We start from the raw sequence: 25,813 nt of genomic DNA on the forward strand, positions 1-25,813 counted from the left end.
CGGACCGCACGGCCAAGGGGCGCACGGGACAAGGGCCCGATGGACAAGGGCCCCACGGACGGGGCCGCACGGACGGGGCCGCACGGACGGGGCCGGGGCGGGCGGGGCGGTTCGCCCGCCCCGGCCCCGGCGCGCCGCGGACTACAGGTACTTCTTCAGCTCCCGGCGTGCCAGCGACCGCTGGTGCACCTCGTCCGGGCCGTCGGCGATCATCAACGTCCGCGCCCCGGCGTACAGTTCGGCCAGCGGGAAGTCCTGGCTGACCCCGCCCGCGCCGTGCAGCTGGATCGCGCGGTCGATGATGTCGACGACGGCGCGCGGCGTGGCGATCTTGATGGACTGGATCTCGGTGTGGGCGCCCCGGTTGCCGACCGTGTCCATCAGCCAGGCGGTCTTGAGGACCAGCAGCCGCAGCTGTTCGACCGTCACGCGCGCGTCGGCGATCCAGTTGTGCACCACGCCCTGCTGGGCCAGCGCCTTGCCGAACGCCGTGCGGGACACCGCCCGCCGGCACATCAGCTCGATCGCCCGCTCGGCCATGCCGATCAGCCGCATGCAGTGGTGGATCCGGCCGGGGCCGAGCCGGGCCTGGGCGATGGCGAAGCCGCCGCCCTCCTCGCCGATCAGGTGGGACACCGGCACGCGCGCGTGGTCGAAGACCACCTCGGCGTGGCCGCCGTGGTAGTGGTCCTCGTACCCGAAGACCCGCATCGCGCGCTTCACGGTGACGCCCGGGGTGTCGCGCGGGACCAGGACCATGGACTGCTGGCGCCGGATGTCGGCGCCGTCCGGGTCGGTCTTGCCCATCACGATGAAGATCCGGCAGTCCGGGTTCATCGCCCCGGAGATGTACCACTTGCGCCCCGTGACGACGTAGTCGTCGCCGTCCCGCTCGATGTGCGTGGTGATGTTGGTGGCGTCGGAGGAGGCCACCTCCGGCTCGGTCATGGCGAACGCCGAGCGGATCTCACCGGCGAGCAGCGGCTCCAGCCACTGCTTCTTCTGCGTCTCGTCGCCGAACTGCGACAGCACCTCCATGTTGCCGGTGTCCGGGGCCGCGCAGTTGAGGGCGGTGGGCGCCAGCTGCGGGGAGCGGCCGGTGATCTCGGCGAGGGGCGCGTACTGGAGGTTGGTGAGGCCCGCGCCGTACTCGGAGTCGGGGAGGAAGAGGTTCCACAGGCCCTGCCGGCGGGCCTCGGCCTTCAGCTCCTCCACCACGGCCGGGGTGTCCCAGGGCGAGGCGAGCGCGGCGCGCTGCTCCTCGGCGACCGCCTCGGCCGGGTGGACGTACTCGTCCATGAAGGCGAGCAGCTTGGCGCGGAGTTCCTCGGTGCGCGCGTCGAACGCGAAGTCCATGGCCGGTCAGCCTTCCTGAAGAGTCGTCAGTCCGTGGTCGATGAAGACGGGCACCAGCTCGCCGATGCGGTCGAAGCCCTGACCCAGCGTCTGGCCCAGCGTGTACCGGTAGTGGATGCCCTCCAGGATCACGGCGAGCTTGAACCAGGCGAACGCCGTGTACCAGGAGACGGCCGAGACGTCCCGCCCCGAACGCTCGGCGTAGCGCTCGACCAGCTCCTGCGGGGACGGGTGGCCGGGCGCCTCGGCGGTGGTCGACACCGGCGAGTCGGGCGCGCCGAGCGGCTGGCTGTACATCACCAGCAGACCCAGGTCGGTCAGCGGGTCGCCGAGCGTCGACATCTCCCAGTCGAGGATCGCCCTGATCCTGTCGTCCTCGCCGATCAGCACGTTGTCCAGGCGGTAGTCGCCGTGGACGACGGCGGGCGCGGGGGAGTGCGGCAGCCGGCGGCCCAGGGTCGCGTGCAGTTCGTCGATGCCGGCCAGTTCGCGGTTGCGGGAGGCGTCCAGCTGCTTGCCCCAGCGGCGCAGCTGCCGGTCCAGGAAGCCCTCGGGCCGCCCGAAGTCGGCGAGCCCCACCGCCGCGGGGTCCACGGCGTGCAGCTCCACGAGCGTGTCGACAAGGGACAGCACGGCGTCGCGGGTGCGCTCCGGGCCGAGCGGGACCAGCTGCTCGGCGGTGCGGTACGGGGTGCCCTCGACGAACTCCATCACGTAGAACGGCGCCCCGAGGACCTCCTCGTCCTCGCACAGCAGCAGCGGGCGGGGCACCGGCACCTCGGTCGGGTGCAGCGCGCTGATCACCCGGTGCTCGCGCTTCATGTCGTGCGCGGTGGCCAGCACATGGCCGAGCGGTGGCCGTCGCACGACCCACTTCGAGGCGCCGTCCGACACCGCGTAGGTGAGGTTCGACCGTCCGCCCTCGATCAGCCTTCCGGTCAGCGGACCGGTCACCAGGCCGGGGTGCTCACGGTCGAGCAGCCCGCGCAGCCGGTCGAGATCCAGTCCGGGCGGGTGGTCGGGGCTCATGCATCGCTCCTACGAACGAGTGAACAGGACCCGACTCATGATGCCGACCAGTCGGTATGTCGTCCAGCTCGGGAGCCAAACGTGACCGGGACCACCCTACGGTCCGGCCACGGGGTGACGGCTCCCCGCGCGCGCAGAGCGGGGAGCCGTCGTCCGTCGGTGAGGTCTCAGTGGTCGTCCCAGTGACCGTCGTGCTCGGCGTGCCGGTGGCCGTCGTGCAGGTAGTCGACGTGGTCGCCGTGCAGCACGCCGGTGTGCCCGCAGCCGTCGCCGTGCCGGTGGTCGTGGCCGTCGTGGGTGACGTGCCCGGCGGGCTCGCACTCGTCCCAGTGGCCGCCGTGCTCGCGGTGCAGGTGCCCGTTGTGCGCGTAGTCGACGTGGTCGCCGTGCGGCACCTGGTCGTGCCCGCAGTCCGGTCCGTGGCTGTGGCCGTGCGCGGCGTGTTCCTGGTGAAGGGTGGTCATGCGGCTCGCCTTCGGGGGGTGCGGGGTCCGGGAGTGTGGCGGGATGCCGACGGACAGGCTGCCACGCGAAAGCCGCTTATGCGGGCATAACGGGTGCGTGGCGTTCGAGTACCCCGGATGGGCGAAGCCATGGACGCGCGCGGCTCATACGACCAGGGCGGCGGCGCAGACCGCGATGGCGACCGTGCACAGCACCGCCGCGACCGCCTGCCGCGGGGCCAGCGCCGGGGGGCGGCCGGTGGCGGCGAGGGCGCGGATACGGCGGTGGGCGACCCAGAGGAAGCCCAGCCAGAGCGCGCAGCACAGGGCGCAGGCGGTCACCCCGAGGGCCGAGGCGCCCCCGTGCAGCACGGTCTTCACGGCGAGTACGGCGGCGACGGTGCCGGACAGCGTCGTGCGCCGCCAGGCCAGCCGGGTGCGCTCCGGCTGGAGCCCCGGGTCGCGGGCGGTGCCGGTCATCCCGCCCATCCGACGAGCACGACGACGACCATCGCCACGGCGACCACGGCGACGACCATGCTCAGCAGGGCCGGGAACCGGGAGACCGGGAGATCCTCGCCCCGGCGCATCGCCCGCTCGCAGCGTATCCAGTGGTTCACCGCGCGCAGCGAGCAGAGCACGCCGGCGGCGAGCAGCGCGAGGGCGAGGCCGACGCGCCAGCCCCAGGTGAGGTCGGGCAGGAACTGGTCCACGGCGAAGCCGCCGCCGATGAGGGCGAGGGCAGTGCGCAGCCAGGCCAGGAAGGTGCGCTCGTTCGCGAGGGAGAAGCGGTAGTCGGGGGTCGTTCCCTCCTGGCGCACGGCCTCGGGGGCGAACCACAGACGGACGTTCCTCACGAATTCGATCACGTGTAGCAAGACTACCGGGACGTGCCGTCCGGCGTTCTGCTGCGGGCTGCGGGCTGCGGGCTGCGGGCTGCGGGCTGCGGGCTGCGGGGGCGGCCGTGTGGTCGCCCGTGCCTCTCGGGTCTCTCAGGGCGCGCGCCGCAGCCGCAGCTCCTCCCACGCCGCCGACCCGTCCGGCACCCACTCCCACTCCCCGAGCCTGGACGCCAGCTCCTCCTCGGTCAGGAAGTCGTGCCAGGCCACCTCCTCCACCTGGGGGTGCACGGGGAGGTCGCAGCGGACCTCGTACACCGCCGACCACCAGCTCCGGCCGGCGCCGTCGTCGTAGAGGAACTTGAAGAGGTACGTCGGCCGGGGGAGGCCGGTGACGCCCAGCTCCTCCTCGGCCTCGCGCAGGGCGGCGTCGTCGTAGGACTCGCCCGCGCCGACCACGCCCCCGACGAACATGTCGTACAGGGAGGGGAAGACCAGCTTGGTCGCGGTGCGGCGGTGCACGAAGACGCGGCCCGAGGCGTCGCGGGCCTGGATGAAGACGCAGCGGTGGCGCAGCCCGCGCGCGTACGCCTCGCCGCGCGGGGACTGCCCGGTGACCTGGTCGTTCTCGTCGACGATGTCGAGGATCTCGTCAGCAGCGCTCATGGCGCCCATCCAAGCAGCCGCCCGGCGCGGGCGTCAGCGCGGCTGGAGGTCCAGGGCCGGTTCCCGCGGCGCCGCGCCCCGGGGCATCGCCGGGTGCAGCCCGAGCAGCACGATGCCCGTCACGATCGCCGCGAGCCCCGCCGCCTCCCAGGCCAGCGCCCCGGTGTCGGTGCGCAGCCGGTCCCCGAGGAAGCCGACGCCGCACAGGATCCCGGCGAGCGGCTGGGCCGCGGTGAGCGCGGGCAGCGACATCCGCAGCTCGGCGGTCTCGAACGCGCTCTGGACGAGGAGCAGCCCGGTGACCCCGAGGACCAGCACACCGTACGGCTGCCAGCCCGTCAGCACCTCCATGAGGCCGCCCTCGGAGAAGCGGGTGCCGGTGACCCGGGTCAGCGCGTCCTGCACGCCGTACAGCAGGCCGGCCGCGAGGGCGAGCAGGGTGGGTCCCGCGCTCAGGCGCGAGCGCTTGGCGAAGGTCGTCAGCAGCAGGGCGATGCCGACCGTCACGCCGATGATCAGCCAGTGCCGCAGCGGGTCGGCGACGGCGTGGCCGCCGCGGGGCTCGCCCGCCACGATGAACGTGGTGACGCCGCCCGCCAGCAGGACGAGGCCCGCCCAGCCCTGGTGGCTGAGGGGGTGCTTGGTCTGGTGCCGGGAGAGCGCGAGGGCGAACAGGAGGTTCGTCGCGAGCAGCGGCTCGACGAGGGAGATCTCGCCCTTGCCGAGCGCGACCGCGCCGAGGATCATGCCGGCCACCATCAGGCCGATACCGCCGAGCCAGCGCGGCACCCTCACCAGGTCGAGCAGCAGCCGGGGCGAGAGGAAGTCGCTGAGCGGGGCCTTCTGGGCGACGTTCTGCTGGAGCACGAACCCGAAGCCGAGGCAGCAGGCGGCGCTCACCGCGAGAACCAGAACCGGGACGGACACGCTGCGTACCTCGATCATGCGGCCGGGCTACGGGATGCGTAGTGGCCGACTGTAGCGGTGCCGGGCAGGGACTGCTCCGGGAGTACCCGGAACCGGGTGGACGACTCGGTCACGACGCCCGGGTCGATCGCACGGGGTGGATCGGGGCGGCGGCGGGACCCTACGGCCATGGTCCGACGCCCGGGCGGCCCGCGCCATGGCGTACGCCACAACCGGAACCCGGAGCCCTGCGGCCACGGTACGCCAACCCGGCCCCGGCATGGGTCAAGTTCCGTCCTCTCCAGGGTAGTTGAACGAAGGACCAGCACCGCCCGGCTTGACGCAAAGTCTTGGCTGCGGGTTTGCTGTGCGTGATCGGCCGATGGCAGCCCGACAACCAGGAAGTTCCGCGGTGCCCCCAACCCCGCCTCTCTTAGGCCCAGGCCGGGCCGTCGCCGAAGGTCCCCGCGCGGCAGCGCACCACAGGTGCGAACACTGTCCCGACGACGCCCTCGACGACGCCGAACTCATCTCCGCCCGTGCCGCGTTGGCCCAGGGCCGCTGGCAGTCCGCCCGCTCCCTGCTGCTCCACACGGGTGACGACTGGGACCGCCGGGGCCACCGGGTCACGGTCCTGGCCGGCGAGCCGTACGCCGTCGCCTGGGCCCGCGAGTGGCTGCTCGCCGAGCCGGACTCCGGCGGCGCCGCCACCCTGTACGCGCTGACCCTGACCCGGCTGGCCCTGCGCGGCAAGGAGGACCCCGACCGGGCCCGCGAGGCCTGCGACCGGGCCACCGTCCTCGCCCCGGCGGATCCCACCCCGTGGCTCGGCCTCCTCCTGCTCGCCCGCCGCCTCGGCACGGACGACGAGACCCGGCGGGCCTTCGCCGAGGTCCGCCGCCGCCACCCCGAGCACCACCACGCCCACCACCTGATGGCGGCCCGCATCGCGGAGACCGAGACCCAGGGGACCTACGAGCTGTGCGCCTTCGCCGAGCGCGCGGCCACCGAGGCGCCGGCCGACTCGCCGCTCGCCGTCCTGACGGTCGTCGCGTACGCCGAGCGGCACCGGGTGCTGGCCGCGGCCGGCCGGGCGCCCGCCGACCCGGCCGCCGCCGGGCACTGGGCCGAGCCCTCCGCCAGGCGCGCCCTCACGGCCGCCTTCGACTGGTGGCTGGAGTGGGGGATCGAGGAGCACCCGCGCCGCCTGGTGGACCTCAACCACCTCGCCCACGCCACCTCCGGCGCGGGCCGCCTCGCCGAGGCCGCGGCCCTCTTCCAGCGCATCGGCCGGCACGCGACCGCGGCGCCCTGGTCGTACCCGGACCGCGATCCGTGCGCGACGTTCCGGGCGGCCCGGGAGCGCGCGCTGGGAGGTTCATGAGAAGAAGTTGTGGATTCCTTACGGACGCCGTGATTCCTGGCCGATCGCGTCCCGGGGGTGTTCGAATGAAGGGGTGAACTCTGAACGACCCGAGGAGCCGCGGCACACCGAGGAGGGCAGCCCGGTCGGCCGCCGGGTGTTCCTCGGCACGATCGGTCTCGGCGCCCTCGGCGTGGTGACCGCACCCGTGCTGCAACGGGCCACCGAGGCGGTTCTCGGCGCCTTCTCCGGCGAGGACCCCACGGGGCTGACCGGCCTGCTCCCGAACGGCGGCGGCTTCCGCTACTACTCGGTGACCGGATCGGTGCCGACCAGGACGGCCGCGAACTACCGGCTGAAGATCGACGGACTGGTCGACAGTCCGCGCACCTACTCCCTGCCCGACCTGCGCGCGCTGCCGCAGACCAGGCTGGTCAAGGACGTCCAGTGCGTGACCGGCTGGCGGGTGCCCGACACGCCCTTCTCGGGGGTGCGCCTCTCGCACCTGCTGGACCTGGCCGGCGTCCGGGACACCGCCAGGGCGATCCACTTCACCTGCTTCGACGGCGCGTACACCGAGAGCCTCACCCTCGACCAGGCGCGCCGCCCGGACGTCCTGGTCGCGCTGCGCATGCAGAACAAGGAGATCTCCCACGACCACGGCGGCCCGGTCCGCCTGTACGTCGCCCCCATGTACTTCTACAAGTCGGCCAAGTGGCTCTCCGGCATCACGGTCACCGACAAGGTGGAGCCCGGGTACTGGGAGAACCTCGGCTACGACGTCGACGCCTGGGTCGGCCGCTCGAACGGACGCGACGATGAGCCTACGAGCTGAGGCGCCGGCCGCGACGGACCGGCTGCACCGCTTCACCGCCGCCGAGCGCTGGATCCACCGCACCACGGCGCTGCTGATGGGGGTCTGCGTGCTGACGGCCGCCTGCCTCTACATCCCGCAGCTGGCGATCCTGGTCGGCCGCCGGGCCCTGGTGGTCCGCGTCCACGAGTGCGCGGGCCTCGCCCTGCCCGTCCCGGTCCTCCTCGGCCTCGCCTCCCGCGCCTTCCGCCGGGACCTCGGCTTCCTGAACCGGTTCGGCCCCCACGACCGGCTCTGGCTGCGGGCCGCCCTGAGCCGCGACAAGCGCCCCTCGTCCCGGCCCGCGGGCAAGTTCAACGCCGGCCAGAAGATCTACGCCAACTGGATCGCCGGCGCCACGCTGGTCATGCTCGCCACCGGGCTCATGATGTGGTTCACCCACCTCACCCCGCTGATGTGGCGCACCTCGGCCACCTTCGTCCACGACTGGCTGTCCCTCACCATCGGGATCGTCGTGGGCGGCCACATCGGCATGGCCCTGGCCGACCCGGAGGCCCGCCGCGGTCTGCGCACGGGCGAGGTCAGCCGCGCGTGGGCGAAACGCGAACACCCGCTCTGGCGCCCTTAGCCCCCACGGGGCGCGAGCCGACGGGGCCGCCTTCGCGGACCGCCGTCGGCGGCGCGCTTCTGGATCGCGCTTCTGGATCGCGCTTCTAGATCACGAGGGACAGCAGCAGGACCAGGCCGCCGGCGACGACCGAGATGATGCACTCCATGACCGACCAGGTCTTCAGGTTCTGGCCGACGCTGAGCCCGAAGTACTCCTTGACCAGCCAGAACCCGGCGTCGTTGACATGGCTCAGGAAGAGCGAGCCGGCGCCGACGGCGAGGACCAGCAGGGCGGTGTGGGTGGTCGACATGTCGGCCGCGAGGGGGGCCACCAGGCCCGCCGCGGAGACCGTGGCCACCGTCGCCGAGCCGGTCGCGAGGCGGATCGCCACCGCGATCAGCCAGGCCAGCAGCACCGCCGGGATCGACCAGTCCCGGGATATCTCCAGGATCATCCGGCCGACACCGCAGTCGATCAGGGTCTGCTTGAAGCCGCCGCCCGCGCCGACGATGAGCAGGATGCCCGCGATGGGCACGAGGCCCTTCTCGACCGTCCGCGAGATCCGCTCCCTGCTGAAGCCGGCCGGTCGGCCCAGCGTGAAGATGCCGACGACGACGGCCGCGAGGAGGGCGATCAGCGGGGAGCCGACGACGTCGAGGACGCGCTGGACGGTGTGCGTCGGGTCGTCGACGACGATGTCCACCACGGCCTTGGCCAGCATCAGCGCGACCGGCAGCAGGATCGTGGCCAGCGTCACGCCGAAGCCGGGGCGTTTCTCCAGCTGCTCCGAGGGGCGTTCGGGGACCAGCAGGTCGGGCACCGGCACGTCCACCCAGCGGGCCGCGACCTTCGAGAACAGCGGTCCGGCGACGACCACGGTCGGGACGGCGACCAGTACACCGAGGGCGAGGGTCACACCGAGGTCGGCGCCGACCGCGTCGATCGCGACCAGCGGGCCGGGGTGCGGCGGCACCAGGCCGTGCATCACGGACAGACCGGCCAGCGCCGGGATGCCGACCCGCATCAGGGAGTAGTTGCCGCGCTTGGCGACCATCAGCACGACCGGGATCAGCAGCACGATGCCGACCTCGAAGAAGAGCGGCAGACCGATCACGGAGGCGATCAGCACCATCGCCCACGGCATGGCCCGGCCGCCCGCCCTGGCGAGGATCGTGTCGACGATCTGGTCGGCGCCGCCGGAGTCGGCGAGCAGCTTGCCCAGGATCGCCCCGAGCGCGATCAGGACACCCACGCCGGCGACCGTGGCGCCGAGTCCGGTGGTGAAACTGGTGATGGCCTTGTCCGGCGGTGCCCCGGCGAACGCGCCCAGCGCGAGCGAGCCGATGGTCAGCGCCAGGAAGGCGTGGAGCTTGAACCGGGTGATGAGCAGGACGATGACGGCGATGCCCGCGAGGACGGCGATGCTGAGCCGGGCATGTCCGGCCGAGGTGATGGGCGCGACGGTGTCCGCTGCCAGCAGCTCGACGCTGAGTCTGGTCACGGGGGTTCCTAGTGGTGTGGGGACCATGGGGTGGTGAGGCCGGGCAGCGCGGCCAGCGCCCGCTCGGCCCGTGCGGTGATCTCCGCGGGGCCGCCGGACACGTCCACGGCGACGCCGGGCTCGTCCGCGCCGAGCGGTTCGAGCGTGGCGAACTGGGAGTCCAGCAGCGCGGTCGGCATGAAGTGGCCCTGCCGGTGCGACATCCGGTCCTCGATCAGCCGCCGGTCACCGGTGAGGTGCACGAACACGAGGCCGGGGTCCGCGGCCCGCAGCCGGTCGCGGTACGACCGCTTCAGCGCGGAGCTGCTGACCACCCCGCCGAGCCCTTCCCGCCCGTGCGCCCAGGAGCCGATGGCGTCCAGCCACGGCCACCGGTCGGCGTCCTGGAGCGGGTGCCCGGCCGACATCTTGGCGATGTTGGCGGGCGGGTGGAAGTCGTCGCCCTCGGCGTAGGGGACGCCGAGCCGGGCGGCGAGCAGGGGACCGATCGTGGTCTTGCCCGTGCCGGCGACGCCCATCACCACGACGACGTGGGGGGTCCGCATCACTGCCTCGCTGTCTTCCGCGGGATTCCTCGAAGAGGGAGACACCGGCGTAGGCCATCCGGTGTCGGCCTCACTGAAGCCCATTAGGTACGACTAATTCAAGAGACTGTGACAAATAAGTCTGACTTTTTGGTCGAGTGATCCACTCGGTACGCTGAGTGCATGAGCACACCGGGCCGAGGGCTGCACGGCCGCGTACTGGACTCCCTCGGCCCCGCGATCACCGCGGGCGAGTACCCGCCCGGCAGCGTCCTGCGTACGGACGAACTGGCCCAGCACTTCGAGGTGTCGCGCTCCGTGATGCGCGAGGCGGTCCGGGTCCTGGAGTCCATGCACCTGGTCGAGTCCCGCCGCCGGGTGGGCGTCACGGTCCGCCCGAAGCCCGAGTGGAACGTCTACGACCCGCAGGTCATCCGCTGGCGGCTGGCCGGCGCCGACCGCCCGCACCAGCTGCGCTCGCTCACCGTGCTGCGCTCGGCGGTCGAGCCGGTGGCGGCGGGCCTGGCGGCCGAGCACGCGACGGCCGGGCAGTGCGCCGAGCTGACCGAGTGCGCGCTCGGCATGGTGGCCAACTCCCGCGGCCACCAGCTGGACGCGTACCTCGTCCACGACACGGCGTTCCACCGGGTGATCCTCGCCGCGTCCGGCAATGAGATGTTCGCCCGGCTCGGTGACGTGGTGGCCGAGGTCCTCACGGGCCGCACCCGCCACGAGGTGATGTTCGAGGACCCCGACCCGGCCGCCGTCACCCTCCACGTCCAGGTCGCGGAGGCGGTCCGGGCGGGCGACGCGGTCCGCGCGGAGCGGCTGACCCGCGAGATCACGGCCGGCGCCCTCCAGGAACTGGACATCCTCGCGCCGTGACCCGGCTCACCCCTCGGGGAACTCCCCGTCCACGTACACCCACGCCCCGTCCACCCGCTCGAACCGGCTGCGCTCGTACAGCGAACCGTCCCTGAAGGACGCCCGGAAGGTCACCGTGCCGGTGCTGTGGAAGGCCGTGCCGTCGGCGGTCCCCAGGACCTCCAGACCGGTCCAGCGCATCCCCGGGTCGAGGTCGATCCGCGGCGGGCGGGTCCGCGGATGCCAGGTCCGCAGCAGGTACGCCTCGTCACGCCGGACGAAGGCGCTGTAGCGCGACCGCATCAGCCGCTCGGCCGTGGGCGCCGCCGCCTCGCCCCGGTGGAACCGGCCGCAGCACGCCTCGTAGGGCTCCGCGAGACCGCAGGGACAGGAGGAGCCGGTGACCGGGGCGGAGCCGGGCCGCCGCCGGGACGGCGAGGTGCGTCGGGACATGCGGTCCATTCTGCTGCACCCCTGCCGCACCACGACGCCGTCCCCCGCGCCGCCGGCGCCCGCGGCTACGCCGACTCGGCGTTGGTGGGCGGCTGCGCCGGGCGCGCCGGCACGGCCTGGACGGGCAGCGGCGGCAGGGCCGTGCGGTGCACCCAGGCGTCGAGGAGGCCGTCCAGCGGCTCGTCCGCGAACCGGTTGACGTGGGTGGTGAACGCCGACGTCGTCACCGACCCGCCCCGGTGCAGCCCCGCCCACGCCCGCAGCATGTGGAAGAACCGCTCGTCGCCGAGCGCGCAGCGGATCGCGTGGACCGCGACCCCGCCCCGCTCGTAGAGCCGGTCGTCGAACATCGCCTTCTTGCCCGGGGCCGCGATCCGGATGTCCTGCGGCAGCCCGGACAGCAACCGGTGTGCGACCGTGGCCAGTTGCTGGGCGCTGCGGCCGCCGGACCGCTCCGACCACAGCCACTCCGCGTACTTGGCGAGCCCCTCGTTCAGCCAGATGTGCCGCCAGTCGGCGATGGACACGCTGTTGCCGAACCACTGGTGGGCCAGCTCGTGCGCCACCAGCCGCTCCGAACCCCGCGCCCCGTCCACGTGGTTGGCGCCGAACAGCGACAACCCCTGGGCCTCGACCGGGACGTCGAACTCCTCGTCGGCGACGACCACGGCGTACTCCTCGAAGGGGTACGGCCCGAACAGCCGCTGGAACAGGTCCATCATCGCGGGCTGGCGCGCGAAGTCCCGGGAGAACTCCGGCAGCAGCTGGGCCGGTATGTGCCCGTGCATCGGCACCCCGCCGAAGCCCGGGTCGCCCAGCAGCACCGTCTGGAACTTGCCGATCGCCAGGCTCACCAGATAGCTCGACGTCGGCGCCGCCTGCTCGTACACCCAGGTGGTCGTGGACGCCTTCGTGGCACGGGTCAGCAGCCGGCCGCCCGCCACCACCGAGTACGCCGACGGACACGTCACCGAGATCAGGTAGGACGCCTTGTCGGCGGGCCGGTCGTTGCACGGGAACCAGGAGGGCGCACCGACCGGCTGGCTGGCCACCAGGGCGCCGTCCGTCAGCTCCTCCCAGCCGAGCCCGCCCCAGGGGCTGGTCACCGGCTTGGGGTTGCCCGACCAGTGGATCTCCACGGTGAACGCGGCCCCGGCCCGCAGCGGCTTCGCCGGCTTCACCCGCAGCTTGCCGCCGCGGTGCGTCCAGTGCGGCTGACGGCCGTCCACCCGGATCCGGCCGATCTTGAAGTCGGCCAGGTTCAGCTGGAACTCGGGCAGCGGCGCCCGGCCCGCGATCGCGTTGATCCGGGCCATGGCGGACAGGCGGTTGGGTCCGGGCCGGTAGTCCAGCGTGAGTTCATAGCGATGCACCCGGTACCGGGGATCGCCGTTGTCCGGGAAGTACGGGTCCGGACCCACTGACTGCTGAACTGCCACTTCCGCGTTCGCTCCCTGCGCTGTGCTCGAACCGTCTCTCGGCGCGCCGACGCCCGCGGCCACCGTACGGCCCGCGCTCAGGGACGCCATGCCTCGATCGGGTTGCCGAGCCAGCGGGTGTCGTCGGGAACCGACTCCGCCGCCATGACGAGCGACGCGGGACCCAGGGTGGTACGGGCCCCGATCGTGCTGCCGGGCAGCACGATCCCGCCAGGGCCCAGGGTGGCGCCCTCACGGAGAACAACAGTATCCGTCCGCAAGATCCGGTCGTGGAAGAGGTGAGTCTGCAGGACGCATCCGCGGTTCACGGTCGCCGCGTCCTCCAGGGTCACCAGATCGGTCTCCGGAAGCCAGTAGCTGTCCACCCAGACACCCTTGCCGATCCGGGCGCCCAGACCCCGCAGCCAGGCCGTCATCAGCGGGGTACCCGGAACCGAGCCCGCCAGCCACGGCACCGCCAGCACCTCCACGAAGGTGTCCGCCAGCTCGTTGCGCCACACGAAGGAACTCCATAGCGGGTGCTCCCCGCCGCGGTGCCGTCCCACCAGCAGCCACTTGGCCAGCACCGACACCAGCCCCGCCGCGGCACCGGCACCGAGCAGCACCGGCCCCGACAGCAGCGGCGCCCAGGCGCCCAGCGTGCACAGCGCGGCCACCGTCAGCCCGGCCAGCGCCACCGAGCACAGCACCGGCACGATCCGGCACGTCTCCACCAGCCCGCGCGCCCACAGCAGCCGCGCCGGCGGCTCGTAGGTACGGCTCTGGTCGCCGTCGGCGGCGCTGCGCGGCAGCTTCACCGGCGGCAGCCCCAGGTACGAGGTGCCCTTCTTGGCCTTCTTCGGGGTCGCCGACAGCACACCCACCAGACCGCCGTCCGGCACGCTGCGGCCCGGCGCGGTCATCCCGGAGTTCCCGAGGAACGCCCGCCGCCCGATCTCCGCGCGCCCGATCCGCACCCAGCCACCGCCCAGCTCGTACGGCGCGGTCAGCGTGTCGTCGGCCAGGAACGCGCCCTCGCCGACCGTCGTCAGGCTCGGCAGCGCGAGCACGGTGGACACCTCGGCACCCCGGCCGATCCGCATCCCGAGCAGCCGCAGCCACACCGGGGTGGCCAGACCGGCGTACAGCGGGAACAGCGTCTCGCGCGAGCGGTCCATCAGCTGGGAGACCGTCCACGCCTGCCAGCCGATCCGGCTGTGCGTGGGGTGCGTGCCGACCCGCAGGCGCAGGCTCAGCAGCCGTACGGCGACCAGGATCAGCAGCGCGTACACCAGCCCGAACGCCAGCGTCGCCGGGACCAGCGCGACGGCGGCGCCCCGCAGGGCCCCGGCCAGCCCGTCGCCGGGGGCCACGAAACGACCGGCGACCAGCAGCGCCGCGGCGCCCGCCAGCACCGGCAGGGCGCTGAGCCCGAGCCCGGTCAGGCCGTACATCACCCGCCAGTAGGTGCCGCGCTGCGGCCGCTGCTTGGGCCAGTTCCGCTTGGCCTTGCCCAGCTTGACCGCGGGCGCGCCGGCCCAGCGCTGGCCGGTCGGGACCTGGCCGCTGACCGCCGAGCCGGGGGCCACCTCGGCGCGCTTGCCGACCCGGGCACCCGGGAAGAGCATGCTGCGCGTCCCGACGACGGCGTGGGCGCCGATCCGGACCGCGCCGACCACCAGACGGTCGCCGTCCAGCCAGTGGCCGGACAGGTCCACCTCGGACTCCACGGCCGCGCCGCGCCCCACCCTGAGCAGACCGGTGACCGGCGGCAGCGAGTGCAGGTCCACCTCGGGACCGATCTTGGCGCCCAGCGCCCGCGCGTACCGCTCCAGCCAGGACCCGGTCAGCGTGGTCGCCCCGGAGAACTCGGCCAGCCGCTCCGCGGCCCAAAGCCGCAGGTGCACGGCGCCGCCGCGGGGGTATCCGCCGGGCTTGACGCCCCGCAGCAGCAGCCGGGCGCCGCCGGCCGCGATGGCGATCCGGCCGGGCGGGGTGAACAGGACCAGGGCCCCGAGGCCGACCAGCCACCAGGGCGCGGTGGGCAGCCAGCCGTAGCCGCCCAGCACATGGCCGAGCGCGGCCAGGACGACCGTCCAGCGCAGCCCGAGCAGGGTGAACAGGGGGAGCAGGAGCAGCAGCTGCACGAGCTGGGCCGAGCGCGGCACCGGGGCGACGGCGCGCCGTGCGCCGTCGTCGTGCGCGGACTCCTCCAGCCGGCGGGCCAGCTTGCGCAGCACCGGCTGCTGGTAGACGTCGAGGACGGCCGCGCTCGGGTAGCGGGTGCGCAGCCGGGTGGTGAGCTGGGCGGCGGACAGGCTGCCGCCGCCGATCGCGAAGAAGTCGTCGGCGGCGCCGGTCACCGGGATGCCGAGGACCTCGGTCCACTGCTCGGCGAGCCAGGCCTCGGTGCCGTACAGCTGCTCGGCCGGACCGCCGCCCTCCAGGCCCTCCAGGGGCCACGGCAGGGCGTTGCGGTCGACCTTGCCGGAGGTGCGGGTGGGCAGCCCGGCGACGGGCGCGAGCAGCGGCACCAGGGCGGCGGGCAGCTCGGCGCGCAGCTTCTCCACGGCGGTGGCGTGGTCCCAGCCGTCCTGGGTGACGACGTAGCCGACCAGGAGCTGGTTGCCGCCGCGGGCGGTGCGCACGGCCGCCGCGGCGCCCGCGACCCCGGGGAGCGCCTGGAGCGCCGCGTCGACCTCGCCCAGCTCGATCCGGCGGCCACCGAGCTTGATCTGCTCGTCGGCGCGCCCCAGGAAGACCAGCCCCTCGCGGTCGGCCCGGACCAGGTCACCGCTGCGGTACGCCCGCTTCCAGCCCAGCGATTCCAGGGGCGCGTACTTCTCGGCGTCCTTCTCCGCGTCGAGGTAGCGGGCCAGGCCGACGCCGCCGATCACCAGCTGGCCGCTCTCGCCCAGGGACACCGGCTCGCCCGCGTCGTCCACGACGGCGAGCTCCCAGCCGTTCAGGGGCAGCCCGATGCGGATCGGCTCCGCGCCGGTCATCAGGGCGGCACAGGCCACCACGGTGGCCTCGGTGGGTCCGTAGGTGTTCCAGACCTCGCGGCCCTCGGTCACCAGGCGCTGCGCCAGCTCGGGCGGGCAGGCCTCGCCGCCGAAGATGAGGAGGCGTACGTCGTTGAGGGTCTCGGGCTCCCAGAGCGCGGCCAGGGTCGGCACGGTCGAGACGACGGTGATCTCCTGCTCGACCAGCCAGGGGCCGAGGTCGGCGCCGCTGCGGACCTGGGAGCGGGGCACCGGCACCAGGCAGGCGCCGTAGCGCCAGGCGAGCCACATCTCCTCGCAGGAGGCGTCGAAGGCCACGGAGAGGCCCGCCATGACCCGGTCGCCGGGGCCGATCGGCTCCTCGGTCAGGAACAGCGCGGCCTCGGCGTCCACGAAGGCGGCGGCGCTGCGGTGGGTGACGGCGACGCCCTTGGGCCTGCCGGTGGAGCCGGAGGTGAAGATGATCCAGGCGTCGTTCTCCACGCCGGGGCGGTTCACGGAGTGCGCCGGGCCCGCCGGGGCCACCGAGCCGCCCGCCGGGGCCACCGAGCCCGTCGAGCCCATCGGGTCCGTCGAGCTCACCGGGGCCGTCGGGTCCGCCGGGTTCTTGCCGGGGCGGAGCGGGTCGATGCGCAGGCCCTCGCCGAGGACGGCCGCGACCTCCGCCTCGCCGAACACCAGTGCGGCCCGCTCGTCCGGGTCCTCGGCGTCGACGGGCACGTAGGCGGCACCGGCCGCGAGGACGCCGAGAACGGCGACGTACAGATCGTTGGTCCCCGACGGGACGCGCACGCCCACCCGGTCGCCGAGCCCGATGCCGGCCCCGGCGAGCCGCTTGGCCAGCCGCCGCACCTCGACGGCGAGCGCGCGATAGGTGAGCTGGATGGTTCCGTCGTCCAGCGCGGGCTCGTCGGGATGTGCCCGTACGCTCGCCTCGAACACGTCCACGAGCGTGCGCGGCGGTGCCGCCGCCCCGGCCGAGAATCGTGCGGTGTCCCCGAACTCCTCGCGGATCTCATCGTCGAGCAGGCCGAGAGCACTGCTCTCGTCAATGGCTGCCATCCGGTCCTCGCGTCTCGTTCCCGGAACCCTCCGGGGCGCCGGCGGGCCCGCAGGTGTGCCTGGGGTTGTCCGGCTCCGGCTAGGTGACAAGCCGGAAATATTAGTACGACGCTAGGCTCCGGCCCCGGCGGCAGCCACTCGAAAGCGGCCGTTCGGGGCAGTCGGTTGGATCTTGACCGATCGCTGACCAGGGATTATCCGCGCAGGGCGAGAGATGGGCCACACAGCGTGAGAGCGGCCGACTCCCCGTGTCCGGCCGCCCGCACGACGGTCACGGGAAGGTCAGGCGGCGCTGACCTCGGCCCAGATCGACTTGCCCCAGGGCAGGTTGCCCACACCCCAGCGGCCCGAGCAGAGCGCGTCCAGGATGAGCAGACCGCGCCCGCGGTCCCGCTCCACGGAGATGGGCCGCAACCGGGGGTGCCGGCCCAGCGGGTCGTGCACCTCGACCCGTGTCCTGGCACCGTCGGACTCGATGAGGAGACGGACCGGGTCGTCCGGGTCGGTCTCGTAGCGCAGGGAGTTGGTGACCAGCTCGCAGGTGACCAGGGCGACCGCCTCGATGTGGTCGCGGGAGGCGTCCGGTGTGTGATGGGCGATGAAGTCGCTCACGAACAGCCGTGCCGCCCGCGCCGACTGGGGTTCGCTCGCCAGCAACAGGACCGGTGGCGGGGCGACTTGCAGTGCGCGGGTCTCGGTCGTGGTGCTCCGCTGGACTTCGATCATGTGGATCCCCTCACGGGCATGTCCCAACGCAGGCACAGTGGTTCGCCATGCGAGTGCGGTCACTGTCGTATTTCCCGGATTCATGGTGCCTTCACGGCACAGTCGATCGCAATACGTCCCACGGGATGTGAAAAATTGCGCACACTGGCGAGAGAGTTGCGGCACAAGTCGTCAGCCGGTGGCGAGGGCCGGGACGGGCACGGCAGACTGTCGGGCAGTTTCACCGGACGGAAGGGGGATCCGTGAGCACGCCCACGGTGCGCCGGCGACGGCTCGGTGCGAAGTTGCGCGAACTGCGCGGCGAACTCACCCTCGACGAGGTCGCGGAGCACTCCTCGGGAACCTTCGTCTCCTCGAAACTGTCCAGGATGGAGACCGGTAAGACGGCTCCCAAGGCAGCGGACATCCAGGCGCTGCTCACCCTGTACGCCGATCTCGGCCGTGACGTCAGCGACGAGCTGCGCGCGGCCCTGATCACCCTCACCAAGGAGGGCGGCCGACGCGGCTGGTGGCATTCGTACCGGGGTGTCCTCACCCCGGTCTACGAGGACCTGATCAGTCTGGAGGCGGAGGCCGAGACGGTCTCCACCTGGCAGCTGGGCATGGTCCCCGGACTGCTCCAGACCGCCGAGTACGCCCGCGAGATCATCCGGGCGACCGCCATGTCCGAGGCGGTCGAGGCACGGGTCGACGCGCTGGTGGAGGTACGGCTGGCCCGCCAGGCCGTCCTCACCCGCGACAGCGATCCGCTGGCGCTCTGGGCGATCGTCTCCGAGCAGGCGCTGCGCTCCTCCACCGAGGATCCCGCCCTGATGTACGAGCAGTTGGGGCGCCTGCTTACGATGGGGCGGCGCCCGAACATCAACATCCAGGTGTTGAGATCGGACGCTCCCCTCCACGCCGGGCTGACCGGCACCTTCAGCATCCTGGGCTTCGGTCCGCACACCGATCTGGACGTCGTCCACCAGGAAGGGCTGACCTCCGCCCTGTACATCGAGGAACGTGATCGGGTCTCCACGCACCGGGCCGCGTGGCAACGCCTCACGTCTGCCGCCGAGTCCGTCGAGGCGTCGGTGGAACTGATCACCCAGATAAGGAAGAACGAATAGCGAATGAAGCACGTTGACGACGCGTCGACTCTGCCGGTGACCTGGTGGAAGTCCTCGGCGTCCGCATCACAGTCCGACTGCGTGGAATGCGGGATCGTCGACGAGGCGACGGTCGCCGTCCGCGACAGCAAGCGGCCCGACGGCCCCGCCCTCCTCCTGGACCGAGCGGCACTCTCCGCGTTCACCTCGGCCCTGGCATCCGACGACGGCCGAACAGGCCGCGCCTGCTGAGAGCGGCAGCGACGACATCACCAGGGGCAGCGCGAGAGCCACCGGGAGGTGGTCGCCCGTACCCACTCCTCCGGAAAACGAAGAAACCCCTGCTCAGCAGGGGTTTCTTTATGCTTACCGCATGGTGTCCGAGGGGGGACTTGAACCCCCACGCCCGATAAAGGGCACTAGCACCTCAAGCTAGCGCGTCTGCCATTCCGCCACCCGGACAAGGTGTCTGTCGTGCGGGGTTTCCCTCGCGGCGACGAAGGAAACACTACCAGGCTTTCGGGGGCGGCCGATCACACCCTGTTCCCGGGGCGGCCGGGCGTGAACGGCGTGTGACGGACCGGGACCGGTCTTGGGCTCCGGGCCGGAAGGGAGAGAGGATGACAGGGAACGGCCGGCAGTGACAGCGGGAGGAAGCAGCGTGAGCGAGACCGACACGGCCAGGGGTGCCACCGGCGACGAAGAGGTCGTCGACCTCTGCCGCGAGCTGATCCGGTTCGACACCAGCAACTACGGCGACCACTCCGGACCCGGCGAACGCAAGGCCGCCGAGTGGGTCGCGGAGAAGCTCGCCGAGGTCGGCCTGGAACCGAAGATCTTCGAGTCCCACCCGGGCCGTGCCTCGACGGTGGCCCGCATCGAGGGCGCGGACCCGACCCGGCCCGCCCTGCTGATCCACGGCCACCTCGACGTCGTACCGGCCAACGCCGACGACTGGACCCACCACCCGTTCTCCGGCGAGGTCGCGGACGGGTGCGTGTGGGGCCGGGGCGCCGTCGACATGAAGGACATGGACGCGATGACCCTGGCGGTCGTCCGCGACCGGCTCCGGAGCGGCCGGAAGCCGCCCCGGGACATCGTGCTGGCCTTCCTCGCCGACGAGGAGGCCGGCGGCACCTACGGCGCCCGGTTCCTCGTCGACAACCACCCGGACCTCTTCGAGGGCGTCACCGAGGCGATCAGCGAGGTCGGCGGCTTCTCCTTCACGGTGAGCGAGCAGCGGCGGCTCTACCTGATCCAGACGGCCGAGAAGGGCATGCACTGGATGAAGCTCAAGGTGGCCGGCACCGCCGGGCACGGCTCGATGATCCACCGCGACAACGCGATCACCGAACTGTCGGAGGCGGTGGCCCGGCTCGGCCGGCACAAGTTCCCGGTGCGGGTCACCAAGACCACCCGGGCCTTCCTCGACGAACTGGGCGACGCGCTCGGCACCGAGCTGGACCCGGAGGACATGGAGTCGACGCTGGCCCGGCTCGGCGGCATCGCCAAGCTCATCGGCGCGACGCTCGGCAACACCGCCAACCCGACCCAGCTGAACGCCGGTTACAAGGTCAACGTCATCCCCGGCGAGGCCACCGCGCACGTGGACGGCCGCTTCCTGCCCGGCCACGAGGAGGAGTTCCTCGCCGACCTCGACCGCATCCTCGGTCCGAAGGTGGTCCGCGAGGACGTGCACTCCGACAAGGCGCTGGAGACCAGCTTCGACGGGGCGCTGGTGGAGGCCATGCAGTCCTCGCTGCTCGCCGAGGACCCCACCGCCAAGGCGATCCCCTACATGCTCTCCGGCGGCACCGACGCCAAGTCCTTCGACGACCTCGGCATCCGCGGCTTCGGCTTCGCGCCGCTCAAGCTGCCGCCGGAGCTGGACTTCGCGGGCATGTTCCACGGGGTGGACGAGCGGGTGCCGGTTGACGGCCTCCAGTTCGGCGTGCGCGTGCTCGACCGTTTCATCGACGCTTCGTGAAATCCTACGCGTCGTGAAGCAATGGCTCTGGCTAATCGGGCGGCTGTGCGAATTCGACTGAAAAGAGTGAATGCGACGATAAGCTCGTAGCTCCATTACTCCCTCCTCGTTACAGGTAATGCGATCCGCTACTTGGGATCGCATTACCAACAAGGAGGAATAATGCTCAAGAAGGTCGTCGCTGCTGCGGCTGCCACTGGTGGTCTGGTTCTCGCGGGTGCGGGCCTGGCCGTCGCCGACTCGGGTGCGCAGGGTGCCGCCGTGGGCTCCCCGGGTGTCATCTCCGGCAACGTGATCCAGGTTCCCGTGCACGTCCCGGTGAACGTCTGCGGCAACACGATCTCCGTGATCGGGCTGCTGAACCCCGCCTTCGGCAACACCTGCGTCAACCAGTGACGCCGACTCCCTGAGGGGCGTCTTTCCGTCGGCCCCGGAGCGCGCGTCATGCGCTCCGGGGCCGACCGGTTTTTCCGCGGTCTCATTCCGCGGAAAACACAGAGGTCAGGATCGAAGGCAGGGGGGAATCCAGTAATGCGACAGGGTACCCGAAAGGGACTCATGACAATGGCCGCGGCGACCGGTGTGATCGCCGTGACGGGCGGCTACGCGTACGCCGACGCGGGGGCCGTCGGCTCCGCGGCCGACTCACCCGGCGTGCTGTCCGGGAACACGGTGCAGGCGCCGGTGCACGCGCCGGTCAACGTCTGCGGCAACACCGTGAACGTCATCGGCCTTCTCAACCCGTCGGTCGGCAACAAATGCGCCAACCACGGCACCGGGCACGGCGGGCACGCCGGGTACGGCGGCCAGGGCGGGTACGGCGGCCAGGGCGGGCGCGGGGGGCACGGAGGTGCGCACGCCGGCGGACACACCGGGGGTTCGCCCGGTGTCGGCTCCGGCAACACCGTCCAGGCACCGATCGACGTTCCGGTCAACGTGTGCGGCAACAGCGTCGACATCATCGGCGTCGCCAACCCGACCATCGGCAACGAGTGCGCCAACGACGGGGGTTACGGACACCCCGGCGGCTCCGGTGGGCACGGCGGTCACGGCGGTTCCGGTGGGCATGGTGGTTCTGGTGGCCACGGCGGTTCCGGCGGTCACGGTGGCCACGGAGGGTCTGGCGGCCACGGTGGCTCCGGCGGTCACGGCGGTCACGGCGGTCATGGCGGCCACGGTGGTGGCGGCCACTCCACGCAGCCGCCCGGGCACGGGGATCACGGCGGGCATGATCACGGCACGCCTCCGGGACACGGCGGTTCTGGCGGCCACGGTGGGAACGGTGGCCATGGCGGGCACGGCGGTCACGGGCACGGGACGCTGCCCGGGCAGGGCGGTGGGCACGGGAGCAACCCGCCCGGGAAGCCGGGGCACCCCGTGACCCCGGGGCAGCCGGGCAACCCTGGCACCCCCGCCGCTCCGGGTACTCCTGGTACCCATGTCTCGACCGTCACCGACCCGCTGGGCAGCAGTTCGGTGAGCCGGCCGGACTCGGCCGCTCAGCTCGCGCACACCGGCAGCGAACTGCCGCTGGACCTCGCGCTCCCGGCGGGCGCCGGCGCGCTGCTCGCGGGCGCGCTGCTGTACCGGAAGGCCCGCGCCTCGGCGTAGCGCACGCAGGGTGACGCACCCTTCGCGGTGCGTGGCGAACGGACCGGGCCCCGTCGACGCGGGGCCCCTTCCGTCATCGCGCCGGTCTCACCATGTGGCACGCACCTGGCGGATGATCCGCCGGCGCAACCGCACCCTGCGGCTGCCGTCACGCATGAGGCTCAGTCGGTCCAACTCCCAGTGTCCGTACTCGGCATGGTCCGTCAGCAGGCGTGTGGCGTCCTTGCGGGAGACCCCGCGAGGTACGTACACGTCGACAAATTCGTATTCCGGCATCGCATCTATTGTGCGGGCTGGTGCCCGGTACGGATAGCGTCTGCACTATGTCTGATGCTGCGCAGCCCACCGCTGCCGAGGTACGCGCCGCCGCCGAGGCGGTCAAGACCGCGCTCGACCGCCATCTTGCCGCGGTCGAACGCAGGTCGGGGGAGGACGACCCGGCTGTCTACGAGGCGTTCAACCAGCTGGCCGCGGCCGCCGAGGTCTACGACGAGCTGCTCTACGACCGCTACGACGAGGTCACCCCCTTCGAGATCCCCGGTACCGAGGACTCGCTGCCACCGTACGCGGGGCCCGAGGAGCCGAACGCGATCAGCGTGCTGATCCGCCGGGACTACGCCGTGGCGGAACCGCAGCGGCTGCTGGCACAGGCCGAGCGGGTCGAGGCGGCGGAGTACGGCGACGGCCCGGGCGCGGACGCGGAGGCCGCCGGCACGATCCACGGCGCGCTGGGGATCCTGTTCGGCGAGTTCGAACCGGACGAGATCGCCTCCCGGCACAAGGAGTTCGGCCTGGAGGAGGGCGACTCCACGCTGTGGGTGACCGCGTCGGACGAGCCGGCCGAGCCCGGGGAGTGGCTGGAGGCGCCGTTCGAGGCACTCGACCCGCAGCGGGTGGTGTGCCGGTTCGACGTCAGCGCGGTGTTCGACGACGAGGACGTCGACGACACCGATGACGCCGACGATGCCGAGGCCACCGGGGAATCCGACGAGCTGGACGAACTCGACCTCGACGAGGACGAGGACCTGGAGCCGTTGGACGCCGAACGCTGAACACCTCGTGCGGCGGTGCCCCCCGGTGCGTTCCGGCCGGAGGGGCACCGCCGTTCGTCGTGGCCGCCCGCCCGGCTAGACGGCCGCCGGGACCTGGGTCCCGAGCAGCAGCGGCAGACGGGTCGTCCGGGGCTTGGGCAGGGCTTCGGCCACCGCCCTCGCCAGGCCCTGTTCCACACCGTGGACCACCGACAGATGGCGCTCCGCCCGGCTGAACGCCGTGTACACCCAGGGACGGCTGAGGGACTGGGCCGCGTCGCCCGGCAGCACCACGACCACCGCGGGCCAGCGGCCGCCCGCCGCCTGGTGGGCGGTCAGCGCCCAGCCGTGCCGCACCGACTGCTCCACCCGCTCCCTCGGTACGACGACGGGCACGCCCGCGCACGACAGGTGCAGCCCGTCGGCGTCCGCCGTCACCACCTGGCCGGGGACCGCACGGCCCGGCGCGGGGGAGTGGACGACCCGGTCCCCGGGATCGAAGCCGCCGAAGCGGCCGGGGCCGGGGTTGAGCCGCTCCTTGAGGGCCGCGTTCAGGGCGCGGGTGCCCGCCGCTCCGCCGTGCCCCGGGGTGATCACCACGGTCTGCTCGGCGGGGACGCCGATCGCGCGCGGCACCGAGTCGGCGACCAGCTGCACGGTCCGGTGCACCGCCTCGCCCGCGTCCCGCACCGGCACGATCACGATCTCCTTGCCGGGCGCCTCGACCTGGTTGAGCTCGCCGATGCCGATCCCGGAGACCAGCTCGCCGAGCGGGCCGGGGTCGGGCGTGCGGGAGGCGATCTGCGGGCACACACGGGCCGCCAGCAGGTCGGCGAAGACCCGCCCGGGCCCCGCCGACCACAGCACCGCTGGATCGCCGCTCAGCACCAGCCGCGCCCCGTCGGGCAGCGCCTCCACGACCATCGCCGCGCCCTCGACGTCCAGCTGGGGCGCGTCCAGCACGATCAGCAGGTCCAGGTCCAGGGAGCCCTCCGGGTCCCGGCCCGGGCCCTCGGTGCCGGAGAGCAGCCCGGCGACGGTGCCCACGGCCGCGGCCCCCTCGCCGTCCGGGTCCGGCACCGCCAGGCGCCGGTGGCCGTCGGGCGCGTGGACGGCGGCGAAGGCACGCAGCCCCGCGGTCCGGGCGGCGGCCAGCAGCGCGGCGGGTTCGGCGCGGGCCGCCTCGCCGCCCGTGTGCAGCACCAGGCCGTGTCCGGCGACCGCCCGGGCCAGCTCGGCGGCGCCCCCGGAGGCCGCCTCGGCCACCGCCTCCCAGGCCTCGGAGGCGTCCTTGGACAGGGAGCTGACCAGCCGGGCCAGGCCGTCGGCGAGGCTCTCCTCGGCCAGTGCGTACCGCTCCAGACCGACCAGGATCCGGACCGGCCGCTCCTCCTCGTCGTCCGCGGGCTCGGGGGCGCCCGGGTCCAGGGCGTCCTGGAAGACCAGCGCCTCGCCCTCGGCGAGCGCGCTCTGCACGGCCGCCTCCGGGTCGGGCACCGCCCGCTGGGCCAGCGCGGCGATGAGCGCCGGCATCTCCAGCGCGGTGTGCCCGGCCACGGCCGCCTGTTCGAGGAGCCAGCCGGTCACCGCCCGGCCGCGCCGCTCGTCGTCCGGCCCGCACTCGGCGCCGAGCAGCGCCCGCGCGAACCCGTCGGCCTGTTCCGGCCGTACGCCGGTGACCCGGAGCAGCTGCCAGGGGTCCTCGCGCAGCACCGCCTCCGCACCCTCGCCGAGGGCGGCGGCGACCTGGGCGGCGAGGGACTCGGGGGCGCCGCCGTCGGCCAGCACCCGGAGCACCGCCGTGATCGTCTCCGCGGCGGGCGCGGCGGGCGCGGCGGGCGCGGCGGCGGTGGGCGCGGGCTGGGGCCGGCTGACCGGCTGCGGGGCGGGGGCCGCCCGGCGCGGGGCGGGTGCCGGGTCGGCGAACACGGTCGCCGTCGGCTTCTCGCCGCCCTCCACCGCGCGGATCGCCGCGAGCAGGTCGGCCGCCGTGCCGCTCAGCTTGGCCCCGCTGTCCACGGGCCCCTTCCGCTCGGCCTTCCGCCGCGCGATCCGCTCCCGCTCCACCCGCTGAGCCGCCAACTCGGCCTCGGCCTCGGACCGCTGACCCCCCTCTTCCCCACCGGCCTCCACAGCACCCTCGCCACCTCGGCCCACGCCCGCGTCGCCCTCGGCCCCGGCGGCCTCACCACCTCGGCCCTCGCCCGCGTCGCCCGCCGCCGCTCCGCCGCCCACGCCCGCGTCGCCCTCGGCCCCGGCGGCCTCACCACCTCGGCCCTCGCCCGCGTCGCCCTCCGCGACCCCCTCCGTGACCGCGTCGGCCGGACCGCCGCTCCGGCTCGCGCCCGTCTCACCGCCGCCCGCGTCCCCCGCCGCCGCTCCGCCGCCCTCGGCCCCGGCGCCGTCTCCGGTGTCCGTATCCGTGTCGGGGGCGGGGGCGGTGGGGGTTCCGGGGTCTGTCCTCGTCCCGGCCGTCGTGGTCTCGTCGGCCTCGGGCGTGGCGCCCAGCCCCGGCTC

At 73.1% G+C, this 25,813-nt stretch carries 25 protein-coding genes and 1 tRNA gene; 10 read left to right on the forward strand and 16 right to left on the reverse strand.

Annotated features, from left to right (window positions below):
* Positions 1-141: 141 nt before the first annotated feature.
* From ACZ619_RS11160 to ACZ619_RS11190, 7 genes are all read right to left on the reverse strand, one after another.
* The gene (locus ACZ619_RS11160) at positions 142-1,356 is read right to left on the reverse strand and encodes an acyl-CoA dehydrogenase family protein (RefSeq protein WP_469597020.1); all 1,215 of its coding nucleotides are present in this window, start codon (positions 1,354-1,356) and stop codon (positions 142-144) included.
* Positions 1,357-1,362: 6 nt separating this feature from the next.
* Entirely contained in the window at positions 1,363-2,385 is a 1,023-nt protein-coding gene (locus tag ACZ619_RS11165; RefSeq protein ID WP_469597022.1) for a phosphotransferase family protein, read from the reverse strand.
* 167 nt (positions 2,386-2,552) lie between these two features.
* Entirely contained in the window at positions 2,553-2,849 is a 297-nt protein-coding gene (locus tag ACZ619_RS11170; RefSeq protein ID WP_469597024.1) for a hypothetical protein, read from the reverse strand.
* Between the two features lie 144 nt (positions 2,850-2,993).
* The gene (locus ACZ619_RS11175; protein ID WP_469597025.1) at positions 2,994-3,308 is read right to left on the reverse strand and encodes a DUF202 domain-containing protein; all 315 of its coding nucleotides are present in this window, start codon (positions 3,306-3,308) and stop codon (positions 2,994-2,996) included.
* Positions 3,305-3,697 (reverse strand): YidH family protein, encoded by a 393-nt coding sequence (locus tag ACZ619_RS11180; RefSeq protein WP_469597027.1) that lies wholly within the window; start codon positions 3,695-3,697, stop codon positions 3,305-3,307. Before ACZ619_RS11180 ends, ACZ619_RS11175 begins: the two co-directional genes overlap by 4 nt.
* A 123-nt stretch (positions 3,698-3,820) precedes the next feature.
* Positions 3,821-4,333 carry an NUDIX hydrolase gene (locus ACZ619_RS11185; protein WP_469597030.1) on the reverse strand — a complete coding sequence of 171 codons (513 nt, stop codon included), beginning with the start codon at positions 4,331-4,333 and terminating at the stop codon, positions 3,821-3,823.
* Positions 4,334-4,366: 33 nt separating this feature from the next.
* Positions 4,367-5,260 carry a DMT family transporter gene (locus tag ACZ619_RS11190; protein ID WP_469597508.1) on the reverse strand — a complete coding sequence of 298 codons (894 nt, stop codon included), beginning with the start codon at positions 5,258-5,260 and terminating at the stop codon, positions 4,367-4,369.
* Positions 5,261-5,651: 391 nt separating this feature from the next.
* Between ACZ619_RS11190 and ACZ619_RS11195 the strand changes: the two genes are divergently transcribed.
* From ACZ619_RS11195 to ACZ619_RS11205, 3 genes are all read left to right on the forward strand, one after another.
* Entirely contained in the window at positions 5,652-6,623 is a 972-nt protein-coding gene (locus ACZ619_RS11195) for a hypothetical protein (protein ID WP_469597032.1), read from the forward strand.
* 73 nt (positions 6,624-6,696) lie between these two features.
* Complete coding sequence (locus tag ACZ619_RS11200) at positions 6,697-7,437, forward strand: molybdopterin-dependent oxidoreductase (RefSeq protein ID WP_469597033.1); 741 nt, start codon at positions 6,697-6,699, stop codon at positions 7,435-7,437.
* Positions 7,421-8,044, forward strand: coding sequence for a cytochrome b/b6 domain-containing protein (locus tag ACZ619_RS11205; RefSeq protein ID WP_469597035.1), 624 nt, complete (start codon positions 7,421-7,423; stop codon positions 8,042-8,044). The genes ACZ619_RS11200 and ACZ619_RS11205 overlap by 17 nt, the downstream gene beginning before the upstream one ends.
* Positions 8,045-8,129: 85 nt before the next feature.
* On the opposite strand, the gene ACZ619_RS11210 is transcribed toward ACZ619_RS11205, so the two are convergent.
* Both ACZ619_RS11210 and ACZ619_RS11215 read right to left on the reverse strand, forming a co-directional pair.
* The gene (locus ACZ619_RS11210; RefSeq protein ID WP_469597037.1) at positions 8,130-9,527 is read right to left on the reverse strand and encodes a GntT/GntP/DsdX family permease; all 1,398 of its coding nucleotides are present in this window, start codon (positions 9,525-9,527) and stop codon (positions 8,130-8,132) included.
* 8 nt (positions 9,528-9,535) lie between these two features.
* Positions 9,536-10,072 carry a gluconokinase gene (locus tag ACZ619_RS11215; protein WP_469597040.1) on the reverse strand — a complete coding sequence of 179 codons (537 nt, stop codon included), beginning with the start codon at positions 10,070-10,072 and terminating at the stop codon, positions 9,536-9,538.
* A gap of 162 nt (positions 10,073-10,234) precedes the next feature.
* On the opposite strand from ACZ619_RS11215, the gene ACZ619_RS11220 reads away from it, so the two are divergent.
* Positions 10,235-10,936 carry a FadR/GntR family transcriptional regulator gene (locus ACZ619_RS11220; RefSeq protein ID WP_469597042.1) on the forward strand — a complete coding sequence of 234 codons (702 nt, stop codon included), beginning with the start codon at positions 10,235-10,237 and terminating at the stop codon, positions 10,934-10,936.
* A gap of 6 nt (positions 10,937-10,942) precedes the next feature.
* Here ACZ619_RS11220 and ACZ619_RS11225 read toward each other — a convergent pair whose 3' ends face one another.
* The 4 genes from ACZ619_RS11225 to ACZ619_RS11240 all read right to left on the reverse strand — a co-directional run bounded on the left by ACZ619_RS11225 (position 10,943) and on the right by ACZ619_RS11240 (position 17,579).
* Positions 10,943-11,368 (reverse strand): YchJ family protein, encoded by a 426-nt coding sequence (locus tag ACZ619_RS11225; RefSeq protein ID WP_469597045.1) that lies wholly within the window; start codon positions 11,366-11,368, stop codon positions 10,943-10,945.
* 65 nt (positions 11,369-11,433) lie between these two features.
* On the reverse strand, positions 11,434-12,807 hold the full coding sequence (locus ACZ619_RS11230; protein WP_469597047.1) for a M1 family metallopeptidase: 1,374 nt from the start codon (positions 12,805-12,807) through the stop codon (positions 11,434-11,436).
* Between the two features lie 77 nt (positions 12,808-12,884).
* Positions 12,885-16,853: a Pls/PosA family non-ribosomal peptide synthetase gene (locus ACZ619_RS11235; RefSeq protein WP_469597050.1), complete on the reverse strand. Its 3,969-nt coding sequence runs from the start codon at positions 16,851-16,853 to the stop codon at positions 12,885-12,887.
* Positions 16,854-17,135: 282 nt separating this feature from the next.
* Positions 17,136-17,579 (reverse strand): ATP-binding protein, encoded by a 444-nt coding sequence (locus ACZ619_RS11240; protein WP_469597052.1) that lies wholly within the window; start codon positions 17,577-17,579, stop codon positions 17,136-17,138.
* Between the two features lie 242 nt (positions 17,580-17,821).
* Here ACZ619_RS11240 and ACZ619_RS11245 point away from each other — a divergent pair, with 242 nt between their 5' ends.
* Positions 17,822-18,688, forward strand: coding sequence for a helix-turn-helix domain-containing protein (locus ACZ619_RS11245; protein ID WP_469597054.1), 867 nt, complete (start codon positions 17,822-17,824; stop codon positions 18,686-18,688).
* A 3-nt stretch (positions 18,689-18,691) separates the two neighbouring features.
* Positions 18,692-18,919: a DUF397 domain-containing protein gene (locus ACZ619_RS11250; RefSeq protein WP_469597057.1), complete on the forward strand. Its 228-nt coding sequence runs from the start codon at positions 18,692-18,694 to the stop codon at positions 18,917-18,919.
* Positions 18,920-19,041: 122 nt separating this feature from the next.
* Here the strand turns inward: ACZ619_RS11250 and ACZ619_RS11255 are convergent.
* A tRNA-Leu gene (locus tag ACZ619_RS11255) sits at positions 19,042-19,129 on the reverse strand.
* Positions 19,130-19,328: 199 nt separating this feature from the next.
* Between ACZ619_RS11255 and ACZ619_RS11260 the strand changes: the two genes are divergently transcribed.
* From ACZ619_RS11260 to ACZ619_RS11270, 3 genes are all read left to right on the forward strand, one after another.
* A complete protein-coding gene (locus tag ACZ619_RS11260) occupies positions 19,329-20,654 on the forward strand; it encodes a M20/M25/M40 family metallo-hydrolase (RefSeq protein ID WP_469597058.1) in 1,326 nt (441 codons plus the stop codon).
* A gap of 162 nt (positions 20,655-20,816) precedes the next feature.
* Positions 20,817-21,050 (forward strand): chaplin ChpH, encoded by a 234-nt coding sequence (chpH, locus tag ACZ619_RS11265; protein WP_469597060.1) that lies wholly within the window; start codon positions 20,817-20,819, stop codon positions 21,048-21,050.
* A 135-nt stretch (positions 21,051-21,185) separates the two neighbouring features.
* Positions 21,186-22,265 carry a chaplin gene (locus tag ACZ619_RS11270; RefSeq protein WP_469597063.1) on the forward strand — a complete coding sequence of 360 codons (1,080 nt, stop codon included), beginning with the start codon at positions 21,186-21,188 and terminating at the stop codon, positions 22,263-22,265.
* A gap of 87 nt (positions 22,266-22,352) precedes the next feature.
* Here the strand turns inward: ACZ619_RS11270 and ACZ619_RS11275 are convergent, their stop codons facing one another.
* Positions 22,353-22,541 carry a DUF5703 family protein gene (locus ACZ619_RS11275; protein ID WP_007380901.1) on the reverse strand — a complete coding sequence of 63 codons (189 nt, stop codon included), beginning with the start codon at positions 22,539-22,541 and terminating at the stop codon, positions 22,353-22,355.
* A gap of 47 nt (positions 22,542-22,588) precedes the next feature.
* Between ACZ619_RS11275 and ACZ619_RS11280 the strand changes: the two genes are divergently transcribed.
* Positions 22,589-23,317 (forward strand): hypothetical protein, encoded by a 729-nt coding sequence (locus ACZ619_RS11280; protein ID WP_469597066.1) that lies wholly within the window; start codon positions 22,589-22,591, stop codon positions 23,315-23,317.
* A gap of 75 nt (positions 23,318-23,392) precedes the next feature.
* Here the strand turns inward: ACZ619_RS11280 and ACZ619_RS11285 are convergent, their stop codons facing one another.
* On the reverse strand, positions 23,393-25,804 hold the full coding sequence (locus tag ACZ619_RS11285) for a helix-hairpin-helix domain-containing protein (RefSeq protein WP_469597510.1): 2,412 nt from the start codon (positions 25,802-25,804) through the stop codon (positions 23,393-23,395).
* Positions 25,805-25,813 lie beyond the last annotated feature (9 nt).

This window comes from Streptomyces sp. NPDC104367, from assembly GCF_055583825.1.